Source organism: Exiguobacterium sp. ZWU0009 (genome assembly GCF_000798935.2).
Lineage (GTDB): Bacteria > Bacillota > Bacilli > Exiguobacteriales > Exiguobacteriaceae > Exiguobacterium_A > Exiguobacterium_A acetylicum.
The window spans coordinates 1,028,779-1,045,144 of the sequence record NZ_CP018057.1 but is presented as its reverse complement, the minus strand read 5'-3'; the positions used below and the strand labels follow the sequence as shown (position 1 = coordinate 1,045,144).

Annotated in this window: 18 protein-coding genes; 3 read left to right on the top strand and 15 right to left on the bottom strand. The window is 45.1% G+C overall.

Annotated features, from left to right (window positions below; genetic code table 11):
• The first annotated feature begins 44 nt into the window (after positions 1-44).
• Positions 45-941 (top strand): DMT family transporter, encoded by an 897-nt coding sequence (locus tag L985_RS05340; protein WP_023467639.1) that lies wholly within the window; start codon positions 45-47, stop codon positions 939-941.
• Between the two features lie 585 nt (positions 942-1,526).
• Here the strand turns inward: L985_RS05340 and L985_RS05335 are convergent.
• The 12 genes from L985_RS05335 to L985_RS16920 form a co-directional block, all read right to left on the bottom strand.
• Positions 1,527-1,862 carry a DUF2577 family protein gene (locus L985_RS05335; protein WP_047390970.1) on the bottom strand — a complete coding sequence of 112 codons (336 nt, stop codon included), beginning with the start codon at positions 1,860-1,862 and terminating at the stop codon, positions 1,527-1,529.
• A gap of 22 nt (positions 1,863-1,884) precedes the next feature.
• Entirely contained in the window at positions 1,885-4,062 is a 2,178-nt protein-coding gene (locus L985_RS05330; protein WP_047390968.1) for an XkdQ/YqbQ family protein, read from the bottom strand.
• 50 nt (positions 4,063-4,112) lie between these two features.
• Positions 4,113-4,613, bottom strand: coding sequence for a hypothetical protein (locus tag L985_RS05325; protein ID WP_047390966.1), 501 nt, complete (start codon positions 4,611-4,613; stop codon positions 4,113-4,115).
• Entirely contained in the window at positions 4,610-5,164 is a 555-nt protein-coding gene (locus L985_RS05320) for a hypothetical protein (RefSeq protein WP_047390961.1), read from the bottom strand. The genes L985_RS05325 and L985_RS05320 overlap by 4 nt, the downstream gene beginning before the upstream one ends.
• A complete protein-coding gene (locus tag L985_RS05315) occupies positions 5,161-5,865 on the bottom strand; it encodes a hypothetical protein (protein WP_047390956.1) in 705 nt (234 codons plus the stop codon). Before L985_RS05315 ends, L985_RS05320 begins: the two co-directional genes overlap by 4 nt.
• 25 nt (positions 5,866-5,890) lie before the next feature.
• A complete protein-coding gene (locus L985_RS05310) occupies positions 5,891-6,571 on the bottom strand; it encodes a hypothetical protein (protein ID WP_047390953.1) in 681 nt (226 codons plus the stop codon).
• 16 nt (positions 6,572-6,587) lie between these two features.
• Positions 6,588-7,136, bottom strand: a complete 549-nt coding sequence (locus tag L985_RS05305; RefSeq protein WP_047390948.1) for a hypothetical protein — start codon at positions 7,134-7,136, stop codon at positions 6,588-6,590.
• Positions 7,137-7,152: 16 nt separating this feature from the next.
• A complete protein-coding gene (locus tag L985_RS05300) occupies positions 7,153-9,027 on the bottom strand; it encodes a DEAD/DEAH box helicase family protein (protein ID WP_047390947.1) in 1,875 nt (624 codons plus the stop codon).
• Positions 8,987-9,529, bottom strand: coding sequence for a hypothetical protein (locus tag L985_RS05295; protein ID WP_047390944.1), 543 nt, complete (start codon positions 9,527-9,529; stop codon positions 8,987-8,989). The genes L985_RS05300 and L985_RS05295 overlap by 41 nt, the downstream gene beginning before the upstream one ends.
• The gene (locus L985_RS05290) at positions 9,526-9,762 is read right to left on the bottom strand and encodes a helix-turn-helix domain-containing protein (RefSeq protein ID WP_047390943.1); all 237 of its coding nucleotides are present in this window, start codon (positions 9,760-9,762) and stop codon (positions 9,526-9,528) included. Before L985_RS05290 ends, L985_RS05295 begins: the two co-directional genes overlap by 4 nt.
• Positions 9,763-11,395: 1,633 nt before the next feature.
• Positions 11,396-11,836, bottom strand: coding sequence for a hypothetical protein (locus L985_RS05285; protein WP_047390941.1), 441 nt, complete (start codon positions 11,834-11,836; stop codon positions 11,396-11,398).
• Positions 11,833-12,003, bottom strand: coding sequence for a hypothetical protein (locus L985_RS16920; RefSeq protein WP_158513332.1), 171 nt, complete (start codon positions 12,001-12,003; stop codon positions 11,833-11,835). Before L985_RS16920 ends, L985_RS05285 begins: the two co-directional genes overlap by 4 nt.
• Before the next feature lie 145 nt (positions 12,004-12,148).
• Here L985_RS16920 and L985_RS05280 point away from each other — a divergent pair, with 145 nt between their 5' ends.
• Positions 12,149-12,352 carry a ribbon-helix-helix domain-containing protein gene (locus L985_RS05280; RefSeq protein WP_047390937.1) on the top strand — a complete coding sequence of 68 codons (204 nt, stop codon included), beginning with the start codon at positions 12,149-12,151 and terminating at the stop codon, positions 12,350-12,352.
• Positions 12,353-12,478: 126 nt separating this feature from the next.
• Positions 12,479-12,730, top strand: coding sequence for a YegP family protein (locus L985_RS05275; RefSeq protein ID WP_047390933.1), 252 nt, complete (start codon positions 12,479-12,481; stop codon positions 12,728-12,730).
• A gap of 819 nt (positions 12,731-13,549) precedes the next feature.
• On the opposite strand, the gene L985_RS05265 is transcribed toward L985_RS05275, so the two are convergent.
• The 3 genes from L985_RS05265 to L985_RS05255 form a co-directional block, all read right to left on the bottom strand.
• Entirely contained in the window at positions 13,550-13,990 is a 441-nt protein-coding gene (locus L985_RS05265) for a phBC6A51 family helix-turn-helix protein (RefSeq protein ID WP_052169379.1), read from the bottom strand.
• Entirely contained in the window at positions 13,990-15,075 is a 1,086-nt protein-coding gene (locus L985_RS05260) for a hypothetical protein (protein ID WP_052169378.1), read from the bottom strand. Before L985_RS05260 ends, L985_RS05265 begins: the two co-directional genes overlap by 1 nt.
• A gap of 179 nt (positions 15,076-15,254) precedes the next feature.
• On the bottom strand, positions 15,255-16,301 hold the full coding sequence (locus tag L985_RS05255) for a tyrosine-type recombinase/integrase (RefSeq protein ID WP_047390925.1): 1,047 nt from the start codon (positions 16,299-16,301) through the stop codon (positions 15,255-15,257).
• Positions 16,302-16,366 lie beyond the last annotated feature (65 nt).

The window sequence follows — 16,366 nt, the reverse complement described above, 5'->3', positions numbered from 1 at the left end:
ACGCTTCACCCTCATTTCCTTACTTCAGACATGTGGAGGTACCCATGCCCTATTTTACGTTATTCATGGCTTTATTCTTTATTTCAACATCGGCAATCTTCGTCAAGTGGGCGGAGACCCCGATAGAGGCTGTCGCCTTTTACCGCATGTTGTTCTCGACCTTGTTGTTGCTCCCACTCATTCGATTGAAGGAACTATTGCAACTCAGTTCGTCGACGATCCGGCATATGCTATTAAGTGGCATTTTGCTCGCCGGGCATTTTTGGCTGTGGTTCCTCTCTCTTGATTATACGACAGTTGCGAGCTCGACGCTCTTCGTGACCGCGAGTCCGATTTTTGTCCTTGCCGGTAACGCATTGTTTTTCAAACAACACCCGTCGCGCAAGGCACTCCTGTTCGTTGCTGTCGCCTTGTTCGGTGGCGGTCTCGTCGCTTACGGAGATATCGCCGTCGGCATGCGCGCCTTGATCGGGGACGGTCTTGCTTTGCTCGCAACGATTTTAGTCGCTGGTTACTGGTTGCTCGGTCAACACGTCCGCACAAGCGTTTCGACGAATCTCTATTCGTTCGGTGTCTACGCTGTCGCGTCGCTCGTCTTGCTTTTGTTATCATTGATTCAATCAACGAATCTCGTCGCTGCGTTCCAACAAGACTGGTGGCTGTATATTCTTCTTGCCGTCTTCCCAACGTTACTCGGTCACAATTTATTCAACTGGGCGCTCGCTCGTGTCAGTGCCAGTATCGTCAGCATCACGATCCTTGGTGAAGCGGTTTGGGGAATGATTTTCGGATACTATCTGTTCGATGAGAAGCTGACATGGATTCAAATCACCGGTGCCGCTTTACTGTTGATCGGAATCGGATTGTTCCTCCGACGCAATGAACGTGACATTCGTGAGCAGCTCGCCCAGCGTGAGAGTGCCACTAGTCAATCCTCCTAATTAAGAAGAGGATGACTAAAAAAAGAATGACTCGCCGCTTCACGCCCTTTCCTCAGGCGATACACAAGCCAGTTTTCTGCTTCATTTGAGCAGAAAAGCGGGTCTTGTTTGTCTCTGACAGCGCAAAAGTGCGCTTTTTCCTGTAGGAGTAGCGTGTGGCGAGTCTTTTTTTACGAAATAAGGGTGGCAGATCATCAGTCTGCCACCCTTTTCTTTGTAGAGATTGACTTTTGAGTCAGCCCCTTTCATTACGATCGTGGATCGTCAGGTCGAACTTTTGGTAAACGCCAAGTCATCGCGAACGCAAGAATGGCACAAACGACCCCACCAATGAAGACGTAACGTAATCCATGTGTTCATCGTAGTCCTTCCGAAGTCTAAAACCGCGTTACACCAACGCTGGCACCCGTTCTAGATCGTAATTTTAACGTTAAATCCCGTATTAACGGTGATTCCTTTTATGTTACGAAAAGTATACCACGCTACACCCTCGCAGGCATACGCTATTTTTAGATATATCGAAAATACGTTATCTGAAATAAAACGAAGGTAGGCGCAACTAACCGCTAACCTTCGTCTTTTTCGTTACTCTCCGTCAGCGACTCGTTCAATCACATACATACGGTCGTGTGCCGTATCAGAAATCACCGCAACTCGTTCTCCGCGTTTTAGCCCCTGTTCGATCACTAAATCACTCTCGACACCGCCGAACTTCGCTTTTACAGTTTGATTCGTAAGCGATACCGAGACCCTAAGGTCCGCAGCTTGAAGAGGATCAGTGGTGCCGTCGAGCAGTACCTCAATCGGATTCATCCCAACGACTGTTCCGTATAGTAGCGATACGTCACGATTCTCACCGCATTTTTTAATGACTCGGCGCAAGTCGGCGCCAAGATTACGAGTGCTTTGGTTTGTTTGCATTCGTCATTCCTCCAATTATTTTTTAATCTAATACTCGGACGAATCCGAGCAAGTAGTCTCCCCAATATCCACTGCCATAGAACTCTTCTTTGCAGCCGTATGATTGTAGGTTGACCATTTTACCGTCGCCGGAAACGATACCGACGTGTGACGGTGTACCTTTCGAGCGACCTGGAATGGTTCCGCTAAATAGAACCAAATCGCCTGGACGCGCCGAACTGCGGTTGATTTTCGTATATTTTCCCCAAATTGCCGGTGTATAGTTCGGCACTGTACCAGGAACGCCTGCTTGTTTGAAAACGTATTGAACGAAATCACTACAGTCGCCGACGTTGCTACCGCTTAATAGCGGGTTACCACCGGCAAGATTATATTTCAGGCGACCTTTCTTACTGCGCGCAATTTTAACGATTTTCTCGCGAGTTGCCGTTTTAGAAACATTTGACGGCTTAGGCTCCGGCTTGCTGCGGCTGATTGCGGCTTGTTGCTTATTTAACATAAACAGTGCATCCGCTAATTCATTCGTAAATCGCGTTTTGGTAACGGGGAAGCGTCGGGTTTTATCTGCGTAGATTGCGCGTAGCCACGCCTCGTCCGAAATTCCTTTCTTATACGTATTACTGAATATCGGAATGGCGCCTTTTGCGCTTCTTGTCGAACCTGTACCGAATTGGATCGCGGTCGAGAGTAACGCTGCCTGCATCGCCCAGCTACGTGAGGTAATTTTTACGCCTATTCTCTCCTTGATACCTCTGTACGCCTTATCATAGTAGTGCTCTTTAGCGTAGGCATGTTCCAACTCAGTAAATCGCGACTTGTATCGTTGAGCAACTGCTAACCATTCCTTAGCAAAAGCTCCGTTGACCTGTGATACGGATCCGAGCTTCACATTTAGCCGTTCATAGATTTCGTCATCACGATTTGAGAGCCATCGCACAAAATCTTGCGGTGTACCTGCACGACTAGCCATTTGGTAAAATCCGTAGGATAAACCACCGTATTTGCTATCGTTGTAGATTGACGTACTACCTGCGTTAGACGTTTCGTACTTGCGTACGAACTGCGTTAAATATTTATATGGCGCCCTAGTGCCTATAGCTGCGTCGTCACCAGTCGGTGTGCTTGTGTTATTGGACGGTTCGCTCGGTGGTTCGTAGTTTGAGACCTCCAGATTCCACGTCTTTGCCAGGTCAAGGTCCATCACATGTACACCCGTTCCGCTAATAGTATGTGTATCAGCAGTTACCCAGTACCTTCCCTTAACGCCAGTCGCGCGGTCACTCACGTACACCACATCACCACATTTGACACTAAAATTCCCGATGGCTTGCACCGTCAAAGTACGAGTCGGACGCTTGTGTCTCGCTAACATTCGATCTGCGTATTTATACAAGTCGCCAGCTTTACGAATGTTGCTGCGGTGCTCTGCGTACTGCAGAACGCCGTAACGTTTGATTCCGGACGCATCTTTGCGTGTCACCTTCAAGCCCTTTTCCTCATCTTCTCCGCCGGTTACATATACCTGCGTAGCCATACCCTCAATTGAAGCGGTTGTTGTAATACCTTTCAAGTTGCGACCACGCTCCACGCGGAATCGTAGAGCTTGAGGTATGACCTGTGCAAGCACGATTTTGCCGCCGCGTACCTCGAGCATATACTTACGACCTGTCGACTCATAGACCTCCCACAACAACGTATCAAAAATCTCTGCGATTGATCGCTTGAAGAACCGTTTTCTTCCGAACTTATATTTCGTGTCTGCAATAGACCCGTAAGCCAACCCATATTTCTTGCAGATCGCCTTAATCGCTTGGCTCGCTGTCATGCCGCCCGTCACTATATAATCAATCGTATTTTTCGTTGCGTACCACAGCTCGTCATATACGGTAATACTAGCTTTCCCGTCACCCGTCCGCTGAATTTCGGTCACCACACCGCGGAATAGCTCGATACTACCGGAATAGAGACGAACTTGACGCCCTATTGCAGGTACGAAATCTATTTGTTCCACATCTGCGCCCATTAATAGGTCAATCGCAAGGCAGCGGAAAGCATCGTTCTTGTTGCCGGACCACTGAAAACCGGTAGACATTGAAGTAAAATCGGTGACGTACGAACCGTCATAGTAGCGAAGCTTTATCGAAGATGTGCGAGACTGATCGAGTGTATCGGTATCATAGACATACTTTACTTTCGTCATTCCATATCCCCTTCACAATAATTAAGACGCCCGAAGGCGCCCCGTTCCTATTACTTGTTAATTGCATCGAAAGCAGCGTTATTAGATTCTAGTTGCTTCTTATATGCAGCCTGGGCTTGCTCAGTTAGTTTCTGATGCTTTGCTTCAGCTCGCTGTTCTTGCTGCCACTCTTTAAGGTCTTGCTTATCCTGCCGTTTAATTTCGATCAGTTCAGCGTCTCGATCCTCTTGGTAGGAGAACGCGCGTTTCAAACTAGACCAAGCTGCTCGAGTTTTGATTGAAGGGTTTGAAATCGCTTCTTGACGTGCTTCCTCGACCTGTTCCGCAGTTACGCGTTCCTCGACAGGGGTTGGAGTTCGGTCTTGGAGCTCTAATTGCTGAAATTCGTATAGTCTCTTGAGTTTTTGATATTGTGTCTTCGCTTGTGTACGCTTCATTTGCATAGCGAAGTAGAGTGCATCATCTACGTCCTGCCATGTAACTTCAGCTTCTGTCGCTAACAAATCAGCAGTCTTTCTTTCAATAGTCATTAGCTCTCGTGTATAGTTCATTCGAACACCTCATTTAGAATGTCTTGATTTACATCTTCGCGCAGGTTGTATCTACCCTCGCCGAACCAGCGCTCTTTCTGCCACTTAATGATTTTTTCCTCGATCAATACCGCATGGTTCCCTACACCCGCGCCTTCACGGTTTACAAGCGTCTCGATCGCTTTCGGGTAGTACGTGTTTACATAAGGACGTATCTGCGACATCAAATCGAGTGCTTCTCGTTTCTGTGCGCTAGTTCCGAGCCATTGCGCAACATTCAGTGCCAGGGTAGCCGCATTTATCGCCCGAACCGCCTTATCACCGATGACGATGCGCCATTTAAGCGTTAGCACCGCTAGTTCTTCGACAAATACGTCTCTTGCGACCTTGTCGTCGTATTTCGGGATTCCGGATAACGTACCAGCCCGCTTATGACTGAGACGATCGTGGTATCGAGTGAACGAGTCTACATAAAGAACATCAACGCGCTTTTCAGTAGCTTCGATTTCCTCAAATACTCGGGCAGCGCGGTTAAGCGCCACCCCAGTTGCTTTTTCTAATAGTTTCGTCATCCTGTTTGCTCGTTAAAACGATGATTTAGTGATTCGATTAACTGTGATTCCTTAGGAAGTAATTCGTACGGGAAGGGAATACCTGCTCCTGCTTCGATAATTTTAGGAGTAGCGTGCGTTAATTTACCTGGTGAGTAAATTCCGCCGACTCCACGACGAATATCTTTAATGTCAGCCAATATGCCATGTGAAGCTTGCATCTCATCAAAGAATGCTTCAACCGATTCTAGATATGCCTTTCGTGCTTTTGCCATTGCAATCTCTTTGACTGACAATTTGTATTGAAAATAAGGAACAACATCTTTCTTATATTCCTCAACCATTTTTCGCGGATCATTTTCTTGATAATAAGCATGTAGAGCACTTAGTTCCGAATCTTTCATTTCTTTCGCAATCAATTCGAGACGATCTGCATCACTACGGGATTTATCTATATCTTGTTTTGTGGCATTTCCCATCATGTTCTTTGCAACTGTCTCTTGATGTCGTGCTTTTGCAATATCTGCCGCGATCTTAGCTTCTGCAACTTTATCGCTGATAGACTGCGCAAATTCTTGGAACCCCGACTTAGACTCAAAATAGTTATCTAATGATTTAAAATGATAGCGTCCATTCTCGAAAGTTACCGAGTCCGGTTTTACCACTTCTTTCAATTCAATGTCGTTTACCTTATATAGCTCTGAAAGTTTTTCATTAGCCATGCGGCCACGTCCTTTTCTCGTTTTTTTATCCTTCGTGTTTGTATAGGGCATCATGCCCGTTAATTGAATCGAGTTCAGCTTGCGTTAAATCCAATTGCATCGACGATGGCACTGGTGACTGAATGACATGGTTACCGGCATCTGTTCGAAGATCAGCGATAAAACGCTTCGAATCCTTACGAACGTCAATCGACCGTGCCAATTCGTCGAAAGTCTTTTCGATTTTACTCACGTAATCCTGTCGCGCCTGCAACAATTCAAACAGCGCTTGATCGTTTAAATAACGAACGTATGCGACATATTCTGCGTGGTACTGCGCATGAAGCGCCGCCTTATCGTAAGAAGGCGCCAGGCTCGAAATCAAGCCGTCGACCATCGCTTCCTTGTCGGATAACAAGCGTTCCTGCTCTTTCAGCGCTTGTCGTGCGCTCATTAAATCAGTGTCGGAAACTTCGCCGAGCAAGTTCTTCGCAACAAGCGCTTGATAATCAGCTTGCGCTTGCTCCGTTTGATTGCGGGCTTCTTCGACCTGTTGCTGAAGATCAGCGGCTTTAGCGTGGAACTCCGCTGTCTTGCGGTCGATTTCGTCAAACGGTTCGAAACGGAATTGATTCGTTTCTTCGTCGATGTATACTGACGCCGGTTTTTGGACCGGTTCGGGTGCTTCCGGTAATTTATAGCTCAAGATTTTAGATTCGTTTGGCATCGTGGCCACTTCCTTTTCATTTAGTGTTTTTACGGCGGTTACTTCGTTTTTTGCGGTAATTCTTAACTAATGAGAATTCACCGGCAGTCACATCCCTTCCAAGATTTTTTAGTTGCTGATACTGAATATCGATAATCTCTTTTTGGCGTTCTTCTGATAAAACCTGAACCATATACTCCGTAAGAACGGGCTTCGTTTCGTTAAATAGCTCGCACAGAGGTCGGTTGCCTTTCGCCTTATTAACGGGCAACCGGACAAGACACATGTTACTGCTCGTACCATTCGCAACACCCGAGATGCAATTTATCCCCACTAGGTGGTCTAATGACATGTGGCTTGATGAATTAGGACGATCGCATGTTAGGCTGCGGCCAGTCAGCAAACACAGGCCACCTTGCTCGTCATACATCGCCTTAAGTTCAGCCGTTGTTACACGTCCCTTGAGACTATGATCTGCCGCTAATTTGTTTGCTCTTTCAGCAGCACGTCCTAATCGCCCGTTAAGTGTTCGACGGTACGCTTTTAGCTTTGTGTTTCGTTTTCGCTTATACAATTTAGTTGTCAATGTACGTCCACTCTCTTTACTTTGATTTTCGTTTGAATGATTGTCCGTTCAGCTTTTCAAATCCAGCGACATTAATAGCACGCTTAGCAGACGGATTCTTTTTTAGAATCGTGCTTAATGAGTCGGTTCTTACTTCTAATGCCTCTGCAATCTGCTTCTTACGGATGATTTCTCCTGAATAGTCGCGTAGGAGACTCTCAAGGTCAGCGATTCTTTGCGTATATTCACCGGATAAAAACGGTTCATAACGAATATTGACGCCCGGATGCGTTGCTTTGATTAAGTCGATAGATTCCTCGGGTAGGAACAACGAGTAGACCGTTAATTCATCGGTACGCCGTCCTGCCCGCAATCGTCCGATAAGCTGCGCTGTCTTTACGCCAATCTGATTGTCTACGAGGCTTTGAACTCGGGGGTCACAGTATGCCAATCCCGTACTGCGAGTCAGCTCGTAAGTGCCATCAATATCGCTATGATACTGATCTCCGTGAGAAACCTGTATTCCGGCTGATCCGATAGCGGTGCCGTTGTGCAATACAGCGTCATGATCCTGAAAAGCATTTGAGCCGCGCCCGGAAGCGTTTGTCACATAAGAAACTTGCGGAATATCTCCGATAGCTTCCTGTAGCAAGTCTGCTGCTTTACCTTTGAACGTCGTGAGCAAGATTTTTTCATGGTTCTGAACAAGCTCGCCAGTCACGAACAAACGTAATTTTTGAACGCTGTCCTTCTTCAAAGCCCAGTTTCTACTTGCCGTATTCGAACCGCAAATTACTACAGTAAGGTTGCTGTAATCGAACACTTGCGGAAGCTGTACGAATTCAATATCGGGCAGCAAACCGTAGGTGTAGTCAACGGCACTGGTCGCATCGAAGATTGTAATCATCATCCCAGCGAGCGAGTCCGCAATGGATTCATGTGAAATTAGAACGTGCTCATACTGGTGATCGTTTCTCTTATCTAGTAAGAAATCGCCGTCTTCGTCTTTCCGACCACCAAATTCGACGCGGCAACCGGTTCTAATGATGTGTTCGATTGCGTGTAACTTCGCTTCGCTTTCTGAACCAAATCGAGTCCGAACCGTATCGATGATATTTTTGGCGAGGGTATAGCTTGAATCAATCGCGTCAACACGCTCAATTACGCCAACCTGTCTCTGTACCGCATCTACTCGAGCAATTAGCTGTTGCACCTTTCCATTGAACGCCTCAAATGACTTCGTAGCATATGAGGAAGTCTTACGTTGCCGTTCGTGATAAATCGCAGAGTGTAGCGAACGTAGTAACTCGCTAATCTGACTCTCTGAAACACGATTCACCCGCAACAAATCAATCGTTTCGTCTACGAGTACATGTCGAATACGATCGACCTCCGGCGCAATACCTCGAAAGCGATTAATATGTGTTTCGTAACGCTTATTCTCGAGCAATTTCGTGAACATCTGCGAGGTCATGAGGACAACTGGTGCAGTCGCCGCGCGATCGAACTGTTCCTCGTATGCGATCGTACTTTTTGACATCTCAAGATTCCGAATGGCTACCGCAGAGCCAGGCGCGATCATTTCGCAGGCTTCGTAGAAGTTCGTTACTGACTCAATATATGGCAATACGACGACTATCGCGTCCATTCGGGACTGTGCGACCATTTTTGCGTACTCAAGCATTAGAAGGCTTTTCCCGAAGCCCGTCTGCGCCGGTACTGCGAGTACGTTGCTTTGATTTCGACGGTCCAGTAACAAACTCGAAAGTAGCTGGAAGGTTTGTAACTCCTTCTCAGTCACGCTCATGCCGCCATCCTGAAGTACCTCGACGACGTTTGAGGTTAGCTTCTCGGCGGTAAAATCGAGTACGTTACTGGCTCGACGATAGATTGTAGGTGTGTGTTTCTGCATCCGAGCACTCCTTTTTAATATCAATTTTTAATAGCAATGGAACTTCTTTTCCGGCTACGAAAGCATCGTATTTATCTTTTCTTTCCTGATTACGGGCGATAGTTCCAGCTTCGATGATGTCGATTTCGTAGAAGGTTCGAAGACGTCGTAATGGTAAAGCTCGATTCTTACCCTTACTGTCGTAGGTTAGCAACGTGTTATCAATTCCGGTATTTTTGAATGTTCGCATTCGGAGCTGACGATCAGAGTGGATTGGGTACTCTGTGTTTTTGGACTTGTACGGCGTTGGATCCTTGAGCGTTTCATGTAATAAAGAATCGCTTAGCAACCCTAAAATCGTCTTTACTTTAGAAGAGTTTCGCTGTCGGAAATCAAGTTCGTAGAGCATTTCGCATAATTCCTCGATTTGTTCCACGCGCTCATGGAATCCAAGTGTTTTTTCTTCGGTACGCTTCACAATATCCTGCGCAATCTGCTCAAATAGTTCGATGTCGAATGTCATTCGCAATCCTCCGTCGTATGTTTTTGATCGTATCGCTTAATCTGTTTGCGCTTAGCTTCCAGCATTTCTTCTAAAAATATTTCGATTTCTCGCTTATCTATTGCGAATCTCGGTGCAAATCCAGGATCCGTCTCTAACTTTGAGATTAAATATCGTGATACTCCGGTCAGTTTCGCTGCCTGTCGTTGGGATACTCCGGCGGCCAGTCTGAGTTCGAGAATACGTGTGGTCACGCTCAGTCAGTCCTTTCTGTGTAATCTTCTATGTCTGATTCTTTGCCAGTTGGTCGAAAGTATTCATAAGGAAGCCAGTTGAATCGTACTAGCTCCCCTATGAACGAAGTGTTCTATGTGTGGAGGTAACTCGCAAATGGAAGTTGAGGTTTTTACCCCTCACCCCTACGTACAAGGTTTTAAGGAAAATACGGCTTTATTACAGAGATGTAATATTTAATATCAAAAATTTTATAGGGTTAACCACCTCAATCTTTAGACTATTTACAACTGCTTTCCGCTCTATATATAGACGTTTTAGACGTCTTTAAACCTGCCGATACACTACATGTAGTACCGTAATCCAATTTAACCCTTACACACCAACGATTTTTACAATAAATATTTTTTCCAAAACACCCAAAATCTATACTCACATTTAACTCGTACTAGTAAGTATTTTGATTAATGATGCTTTATACAAGATATAGGACAGTGTTTGGAATCGAAAAAACGAATCAGTCGGATCATGCGGACCAAGCTTCACTTCTATCGATATTGATTGGGAACAATGGATATATGGTCGACGGATACATAGTCGCGAGGGGCACCAGTAGGTGACAATCGCTATCTCTTATACTTACGCCTGTAGCGAATTAATAAAAAATCTATAAAAGTAGGGAAGCACTAATAAAAACATCTTTATTAATACCTACCTACTTTTTGCGCATAAAAAGAGAATGGCTAGTACCGCCTATCGGCGCTACGCGTATGTTCATCGCAATCCTATATATCTCTATATCGCCCATACATCTATCTGCGCCCCTTTCGCCCCACCGTCTCCCTCCGCTATCCTCGACCCCTGCCGACCATCCTACGGCAACCTGCGACATGATCCGTTACGGTCGATTATTTTTCGGTGTTCATAATAAAGAGCGCTCAAGTGGAAAAAAAACAACCAAATCGCAAAAATAGTCGAAAAATATTTTTGTGGCGTTCAATTACGCCAGTCATCTATATACCGATTGAGTAACCGGTTTTGTTAAGTGATTTGGCAAAACTTATTTAAATTACTTATCCCATTTACTTTTAGTCGTCCTTTTTCGCGATTTCGGACATATCAGCGAAAATAAAACGCTAATAGACGCCAGTCAGACGCCCCATTGCGATATATCGCATTTTTACCGCTACCCGACTGTAATTTTAGGACTTCGTTTTCTGCGCCCATACCATTGGTGCCATTTAGACGCGAGCCTGCGTATTGCTGCGTATAAGCGCAATTTTTAACGTATGTAGCGCATCGACCGGTCGGGTACGTCATACTTGCTTAATTTATCGCTCACCGATCGCAGTTACAGCGCAGGTCGTTCGTACCCATACCGATACCTTCGCTGATTGCGCTGTGCTTCAAAACTCCGATTGAGTACGCAAAAAGGACAACGTTTGCAGCCGCTGCCCCTTCGATGTATTCGTATTTGATTCGAGTCTTTGGCGCAACTCGAAGTGAATCCAACAGACTGTTTGGCGCCAGTATGTCGTAAAGCATTATATGTTAAGGTCGCTCCGTCAGCGTTTACAAGTTAGTTCAATATATGACTGTTGGTCTGCAGTCTTTGTGTATCCCAGTGTTTGGTCCCACTGGTTAGCGAAAAATTTATAGGAATCTGTATCTTGCATGCAAAACTTCGTTGAAAGTAACTGTTGATTTCTTCAATGCGATTGTCTGCGCGACTTCATCGTAATTCATATCATCGTTTATTTCAGCGCCGCCCGTTGTCATTACGATTGCCCCTAGCATTTGGTTACCGAAAGCTTCAAAAGCTTCGTATGCTAGGTCGCGATATATTTCCTCTGCGGTAAGTTCGTGGTCAATGAACTCGTCATATGCGTTCACAATCTCAACTGTAAAACTAAATGCGCGAAATTGAATCAGAACCTTCGCTTTAACCGCAATCAAGCGATCTTTTTTCTTATCTGTCGGAATCCCAGCGCCTTTTCCAAGCGGTAAATCCCGCCAATCAATCAGTAAAGGCGCTACGCCGTCGAGGATACGATCATGAACAGGTTCTCCGACAAACGAAGGTGCTTCGATCATGCGACGACCTCCGCATTGTTTTCGATGACTGCGATTACTAAACGGTGAACATCTTCAATTGTACATTTTAAAACCTTTGCCGCTTCAGCCGCACCAGCAGAATAGGTACTCTCACCTGGTCGGGTAATCCAGTACTGTCCTGAATACTTCTGCTCTACCTTGATCATTTATCATCGCCTCTTTTCATTTTGTTGATTTAAGCTTAATACAGCTTAAACCACCCGTCAACACATTTATCTCAGTTTATTGAAACCTTTTATATCAGCAAAGAGTATGATTAAGAAATAGAATCATGAAAAAGGAGAGTTTAAATTGGGAGAATTGCGAAATCGTAAGAGAGTTAGTTTTTCATTGGATCATAAAACAGTTGAAAGGCTTTCTGATTTATCCGAACAAACTGGCATAACTCGCACAAAACTTTTAGACTGGGCTGTTTATGAAATTTATAAAAAACAAGAGAGGGGAGAATCTTTAAAACCCGAAAACTACTTTGACAGTACTGAGCGAGAATCATGAGCGTATTTCTGAAAGAGCGATGCGCGTGAATCACTAAAGTTCAAAAAACCATTTCCTAATAAAATGAAATAGTAAAAATAGAGAGAACCTTCTTTGAGATATTATGGACTTAAAGGGGGTGTTTATATGCGATTTGAAATAATGAAGCGAGAGAACGGCAAGTATTGTTTCCATATTAAAAATGAGAATAACGGCATAATCGCTCGTAGCGAAGATTTCACTCAACATATTAGCTGCAAACAAACTATTGATTCAATCATCGAGAGCCTTCCAAACGCAGAAGTAATCGATCACTGCAATCTTAGCGATGGTCGTACGCATGAATTAACTGAATTCGATATATGGGTCATTGAAAACATAGATTTTAATGTCAATTAAACAATCGGACCTGTTCGCGCAGGTCTTTTTGTCGTACATTCATGCAAAGGAGCGATATGATGACCTTCCAAATCCGTAAAAACGACGATAACCAGTATTTTTTCCGTGTCATATCGAGCAATTTCGTATTAATCGCAGTTAGCGGGTCCTATTATACATATGACGAATGCCTAAACGCCGTTCGAACGCTATGTGAAGAAGCTGGCGAAGCTTCAATCTACAATCAAACGGAATGGCACCTGTAAATCGAAACGTGATTTTTGTGCGCGGACGTTTTACCTAGCAGGAAGGGGCGCTAAAAGTCGATGTCCTTGGGGGCACGCATTCCTCGAACCTATTCGCATAGGATCGCAATTAAACATAATCTTTAAATATTATTAATTATTATTATTTGCATACACTTCGTATACTTAACGCTACAGAACCATGTTGTGTGTCGTTAGTGTTATCGATACAAACGTTGGTGTTACGCCATTCGTGCGCAGTCATGCGAGTACTTGCGTATGCATGCGATATACAACGTCACTCAAACCCGCATTGCACCGTTAGACTGGCGCCTCATTACCGTACTGTTTATGCAATGGTTATGCAGTGCGCAGAGTAGCGATAGAGTACCACGATATCCAGTGTCCCGAAATATAATCGAGGGCGTCTGTCTGAAGGCGTCTGCGGGTTGAGAGTGTAAATAACGGACACGAAACGACGCCATTGCCACCCTTCGCACCTACCCGCAAACCCCGCCGTTAAGCCATTTGTACGCTACCAAGCGCAATTTCCGCCCTGTCTCGCCTAATTACACTCTGTTGTACTCTGCGTAGATTACGATTGCCCTTTTACGCTATCCAATCGCTGCTTTAGCGCAGCCTGATCGATAGTCTTCGCAGCACCCTTCAACAACGTCACCCGTTCCGGTCCGAGCATTCCGTTAGCCTGCAATACTAATCTTGCTGCCGAAGCATTTCGATCCTCGATGATTGAGTCGATTAACGCGTCAAATACCGCAGGCAGGCGCCCAGTCGTCTTAGATACGATTTCACGCTTGTAAGCGGCTTCGAACGCTGGGTTGCGCTGCCATCGCTGTAGAGTTCGCGCAGAGACACCGACCTTATCGGCGATATCTTGTTTCTTCAGTCGCGGAACTTGGCGAGTAGTAAGCAGGTCGATTGCTTTTAGTTGCTGCTCCGTCAGATCCATCGATACCTTGTTAACTCGTACCTTGCGGCCACCCCGATTTGATGCTCGTTTAAGTTGTGATCCCATTATGCGATTACCTCCGTAGTTTGATTTGTAATACCATAGTGCTCGTTAATAAGCGCTGTTACTCGCTCGAGTGCGCTATATTGTGCCCATCCTTTAGCTTCGTGTTTTGCGTATACCACTGCATCGTAACCAACGTACCCTTCGACCTCTGCCGCTTCGATAGCGATATCTGCCGCAAGTTCAGCGAAGGATTCACTTATTAGGGCAACAAGCGTGCGAAGGAAGTAGCCGACAATGTTATGAACCTGCTTGCGCTTTGAGACGAATGCTGTGCGAATTGCTGCCGACTGGATTGCGTCAAGATGCGACAGGATATCAAAGTTGCGCATGAATGCCGGGAATTTGCGTGACAGTGCGTTTTGAAGATGTGTAGCGATGCCGCCGTTGAGTAGTTCGACTTGCTTCGATGTTGAAAGTGCCATCGGCTGAATAGCACGGATTAATGATTGATCGATATTAAAAGCGTTCAAAACTTCAAGCGCGTTGCATTCGCCTGTATCGAGTGTTTTAAGATTTAGAGCTTTAAGGGAGTTTAAAGATAAAGAGTTTAATGGTGTGTCATTTTGACCATTCCCTTGTGTAGCATCTTGTGTCGCATTCTCTAAATCAACGTTTGATTCTACGCTTGATTTCGCCTGATTGGAGACAGGTTTTTCAGCGCTATCTTCCGCAACTGGTACGTCAGTATCCGTTTTGAGACCCCTCGCATTTTTCGCAGTAACTTCGACGTTTAGCGGCATGATGCGAATAACCGACGCTGTTTGGCGATTGTCAGACTTGCGCTTACACGGAATTACCTCGATCATGTTAAGGACCTTCAGTCTGCGATAGGCTCTCATGACAGTGCTGCGTGACTTATCGATGAGTGTCGCCATAGTATTTGCGGTTAGGTACGCGGCGCCGGGATATTTAGCGGCATATTGCGTGAGTTTGAAGTATATCTCGCGCTCAGTTTTCGTGAGATCGGCGCTGTTTGCGTTTATTTGCTTCCAGTACGTCGCATTGAGCGCTTCGATCGAGTCATGAGTTGTGAATTGCTTTATAGTTTCTTCGTTAAGAAGATATGTGATTGCTGATTTCGGCATATTGTCCGGCTCCTTTTAGCCGCATTAAGAAATTACGCTACTCTAAAACATTCTGTGGCGTAGTTACTTGTCAGATAACGGATATCACGGTACAATTACCTTAACTAGTAGGCGTCTGCGTGTGTGATCTTCCTTGCCGGGAAGTTCCGTTATACATGCGGGCGTTTTTTTTTTGTTTTTTAAAAACGACGTTTACGTGTTCTGAATTGTTGGATTGGTGAATATCGATCGTGTCTGACCGACAGTTCCTTAGGCGTCAATGCAAGATATCGTTTTGTCATCTCGAGCGTTGAATGCCCTAAAATCCTGCTTAACGAGTACAAGTCCATTCCGTTTTTGAGCATCGTGGTTGCCGCAGTGTGTCTAAATGAGTGCGGAGAAACCTCTATTTCGCTCGAGACTCCTGACCTGCTTCCTATGTCATGCAGCCGCTTACGAAGCCCTGAAGCATTCATAGGTTTGCCTGCAATTGAAAGAAACAAATGATTTGAGTCCGGAAAATGGTATTTATTCTCTTCAACAAGTTCTCTAAGTTGCTTACTCGTGTATGCAGAAAAAGGAACTATTCTCGATCGTCTCGACTTTGCTATCTCACCGTCTATTGATATCGTCCTGCTTTCAAAATCAATATCCTGGACTTTTAATGCCAATGTCTCCGAGACGCGCATCCCCGTATCAAGCGCAAGAATGATAAAGGTTGTATCTCGGAATCCAACGTAAGATCGGCTATCACAGTGCGCCAAAATTCGATTGATTTGGTCATCTGTATAAACACGAATCTTTGTAGCGTCAGTTTTCAAAAGAACAATTTTTGATGCCGGATTATTTGTTGCTTCTCCATCATCTATCAACACGTTAAATAGCGTTCTTAATACTCTGATTCGACTATTTACCGTATTTGGTGATAACTTCTTCTCATCGATGCTGTATGCGACAAAGTCCTCAATTATTCGCCGTGTAATTTGATTTATATAGATTACATCGCTGCAATTACTCTCCAACCATTCAGAAAAATATCGCAGTGTCTTCTGATAAAGATTGATAGTCATTTTCCTTAAGTTTTCTGCCCTCTTTATTGCGATGAATCTACTTATCGCATCCTCAACTAATAGACTCGGAAGCTCAAAAGTATCGAAGTAGCTCATTTGCGCCGTATTTGAACTAGTTCTGGCGCCAGCTTTTCGTTTATTAGCGTTGCTTAACGGTCTGTGTCGTTTCTCGTACATAACAAAAACACCCTCTCCGAAATCACCTCGTTAGGCAATCGGGAGAAGGCGCATTATTCCTTCGC

What these genes read in the sequence shown, in the direction of transcription:
- L985_RS05260 (WP_052169378.1), bottom strand. Translation starts at nt 15,075, where the DNA reads ATGCCGAAATCAGCAATCACATATCTTCTTAACGAAGAAACTATAAAG.
- L985_RS16920 (WP_158513332.1), bottom strand. Translation starts at nt 12,003, where the DNA reads ATGATCAAGGTAGAGCAGAAGTATTCAGGACAGTACTGGATTACCCGA.
- L985_RS05265 (WP_052169379.1), bottom strand. Translation starts at nt 13,990, where the DNA reads ATGGGATCACAACTTAAACGAGCATCAAATCGGGGTGGCCGCAAGGTA.
- L985_RS05295 (WP_047390944.1), bottom strand. Translation starts at nt 9,529, where the DNA reads ATGACATTCGACATCGAACTATTTGAGCAGATTGCGCAGGATATTGTG.
- L985_RS05325 (WP_047390966.1), bottom strand. Translation starts at nt 4,613, where the DNA reads ATGAACTATACACGAGAGCTAATGACTATTGAAAGAAAGACTGCTGAT.
- L985_RS05315 (WP_047390956.1), bottom strand. Translation starts at nt 5,865, where the DNA reads ATGGCTAATGAAAAACTTTCAGAGCTATATAAGGTAAACGACATTGAA.
- L985_RS05320 (WP_047390961.1), bottom strand. Translation starts at nt 5,164, where the DNA reads ATGACGAAACTATTAGAAAAAGCAACTGGGGTGGCGCTTAACCGCGCT.
- L985_RS05285 (WP_047390941.1), bottom strand. Translation starts at nt 11,836, where the DNA reads ATGATCGAAGCACCTTCGTTTGTCGGAGAACCTGTTCATGATCGTATC.
- L985_RS05310 (WP_047390953.1), bottom strand. Translation starts at nt 6,571, where the DNA reads ATGCCAAACGAATCTAAAATCTTGAGCTATAAATTACCGGAAGCACCC.
- L985_RS05300 (WP_047390947.1), bottom strand. Translation starts at nt 9,027, where the DNA reads ATGCAGAAACACACACCTACAATCTATCGTCGAGCCAGTAACGTACTC.
- L985_RS05275 (WP_047390933.1), top strand. Translation starts at nt 12,479, where the DNA reads ATGCGATTTGAAATAATGAAGCGAGAGAACGGCAAGTATTGTTTCCAT.
- L985_RS05340 (WP_023467639.1), top strand. Translation starts at nt 45, where the DNA reads ATGCCCTATTTTACGTTATTCATGGCTTTATTCTTTATTTCAACATCG.
- L985_RS05255 (WP_047390925.1), bottom strand. Translation starts at nt 16,301, where the DNA reads ATGTACGAGAAACGACACAGACCGTTAAGCAACGCTAATAAACGAAAA.
- L985_RS05330 (WP_047390968.1), bottom strand. Translation starts at nt 4,062, where the DNA reads ATGACGAAAGTAAAGTATGTCTATGATACCGATACACTCGATCAGTCT.
- L985_RS05335 (WP_047390970.1), bottom strand. Translation starts at nt 1,862, where the DNA reads ATGCAAACAAACCAAAGCACTCGTAATCTTGGCGCCGACTTGCGCCGA.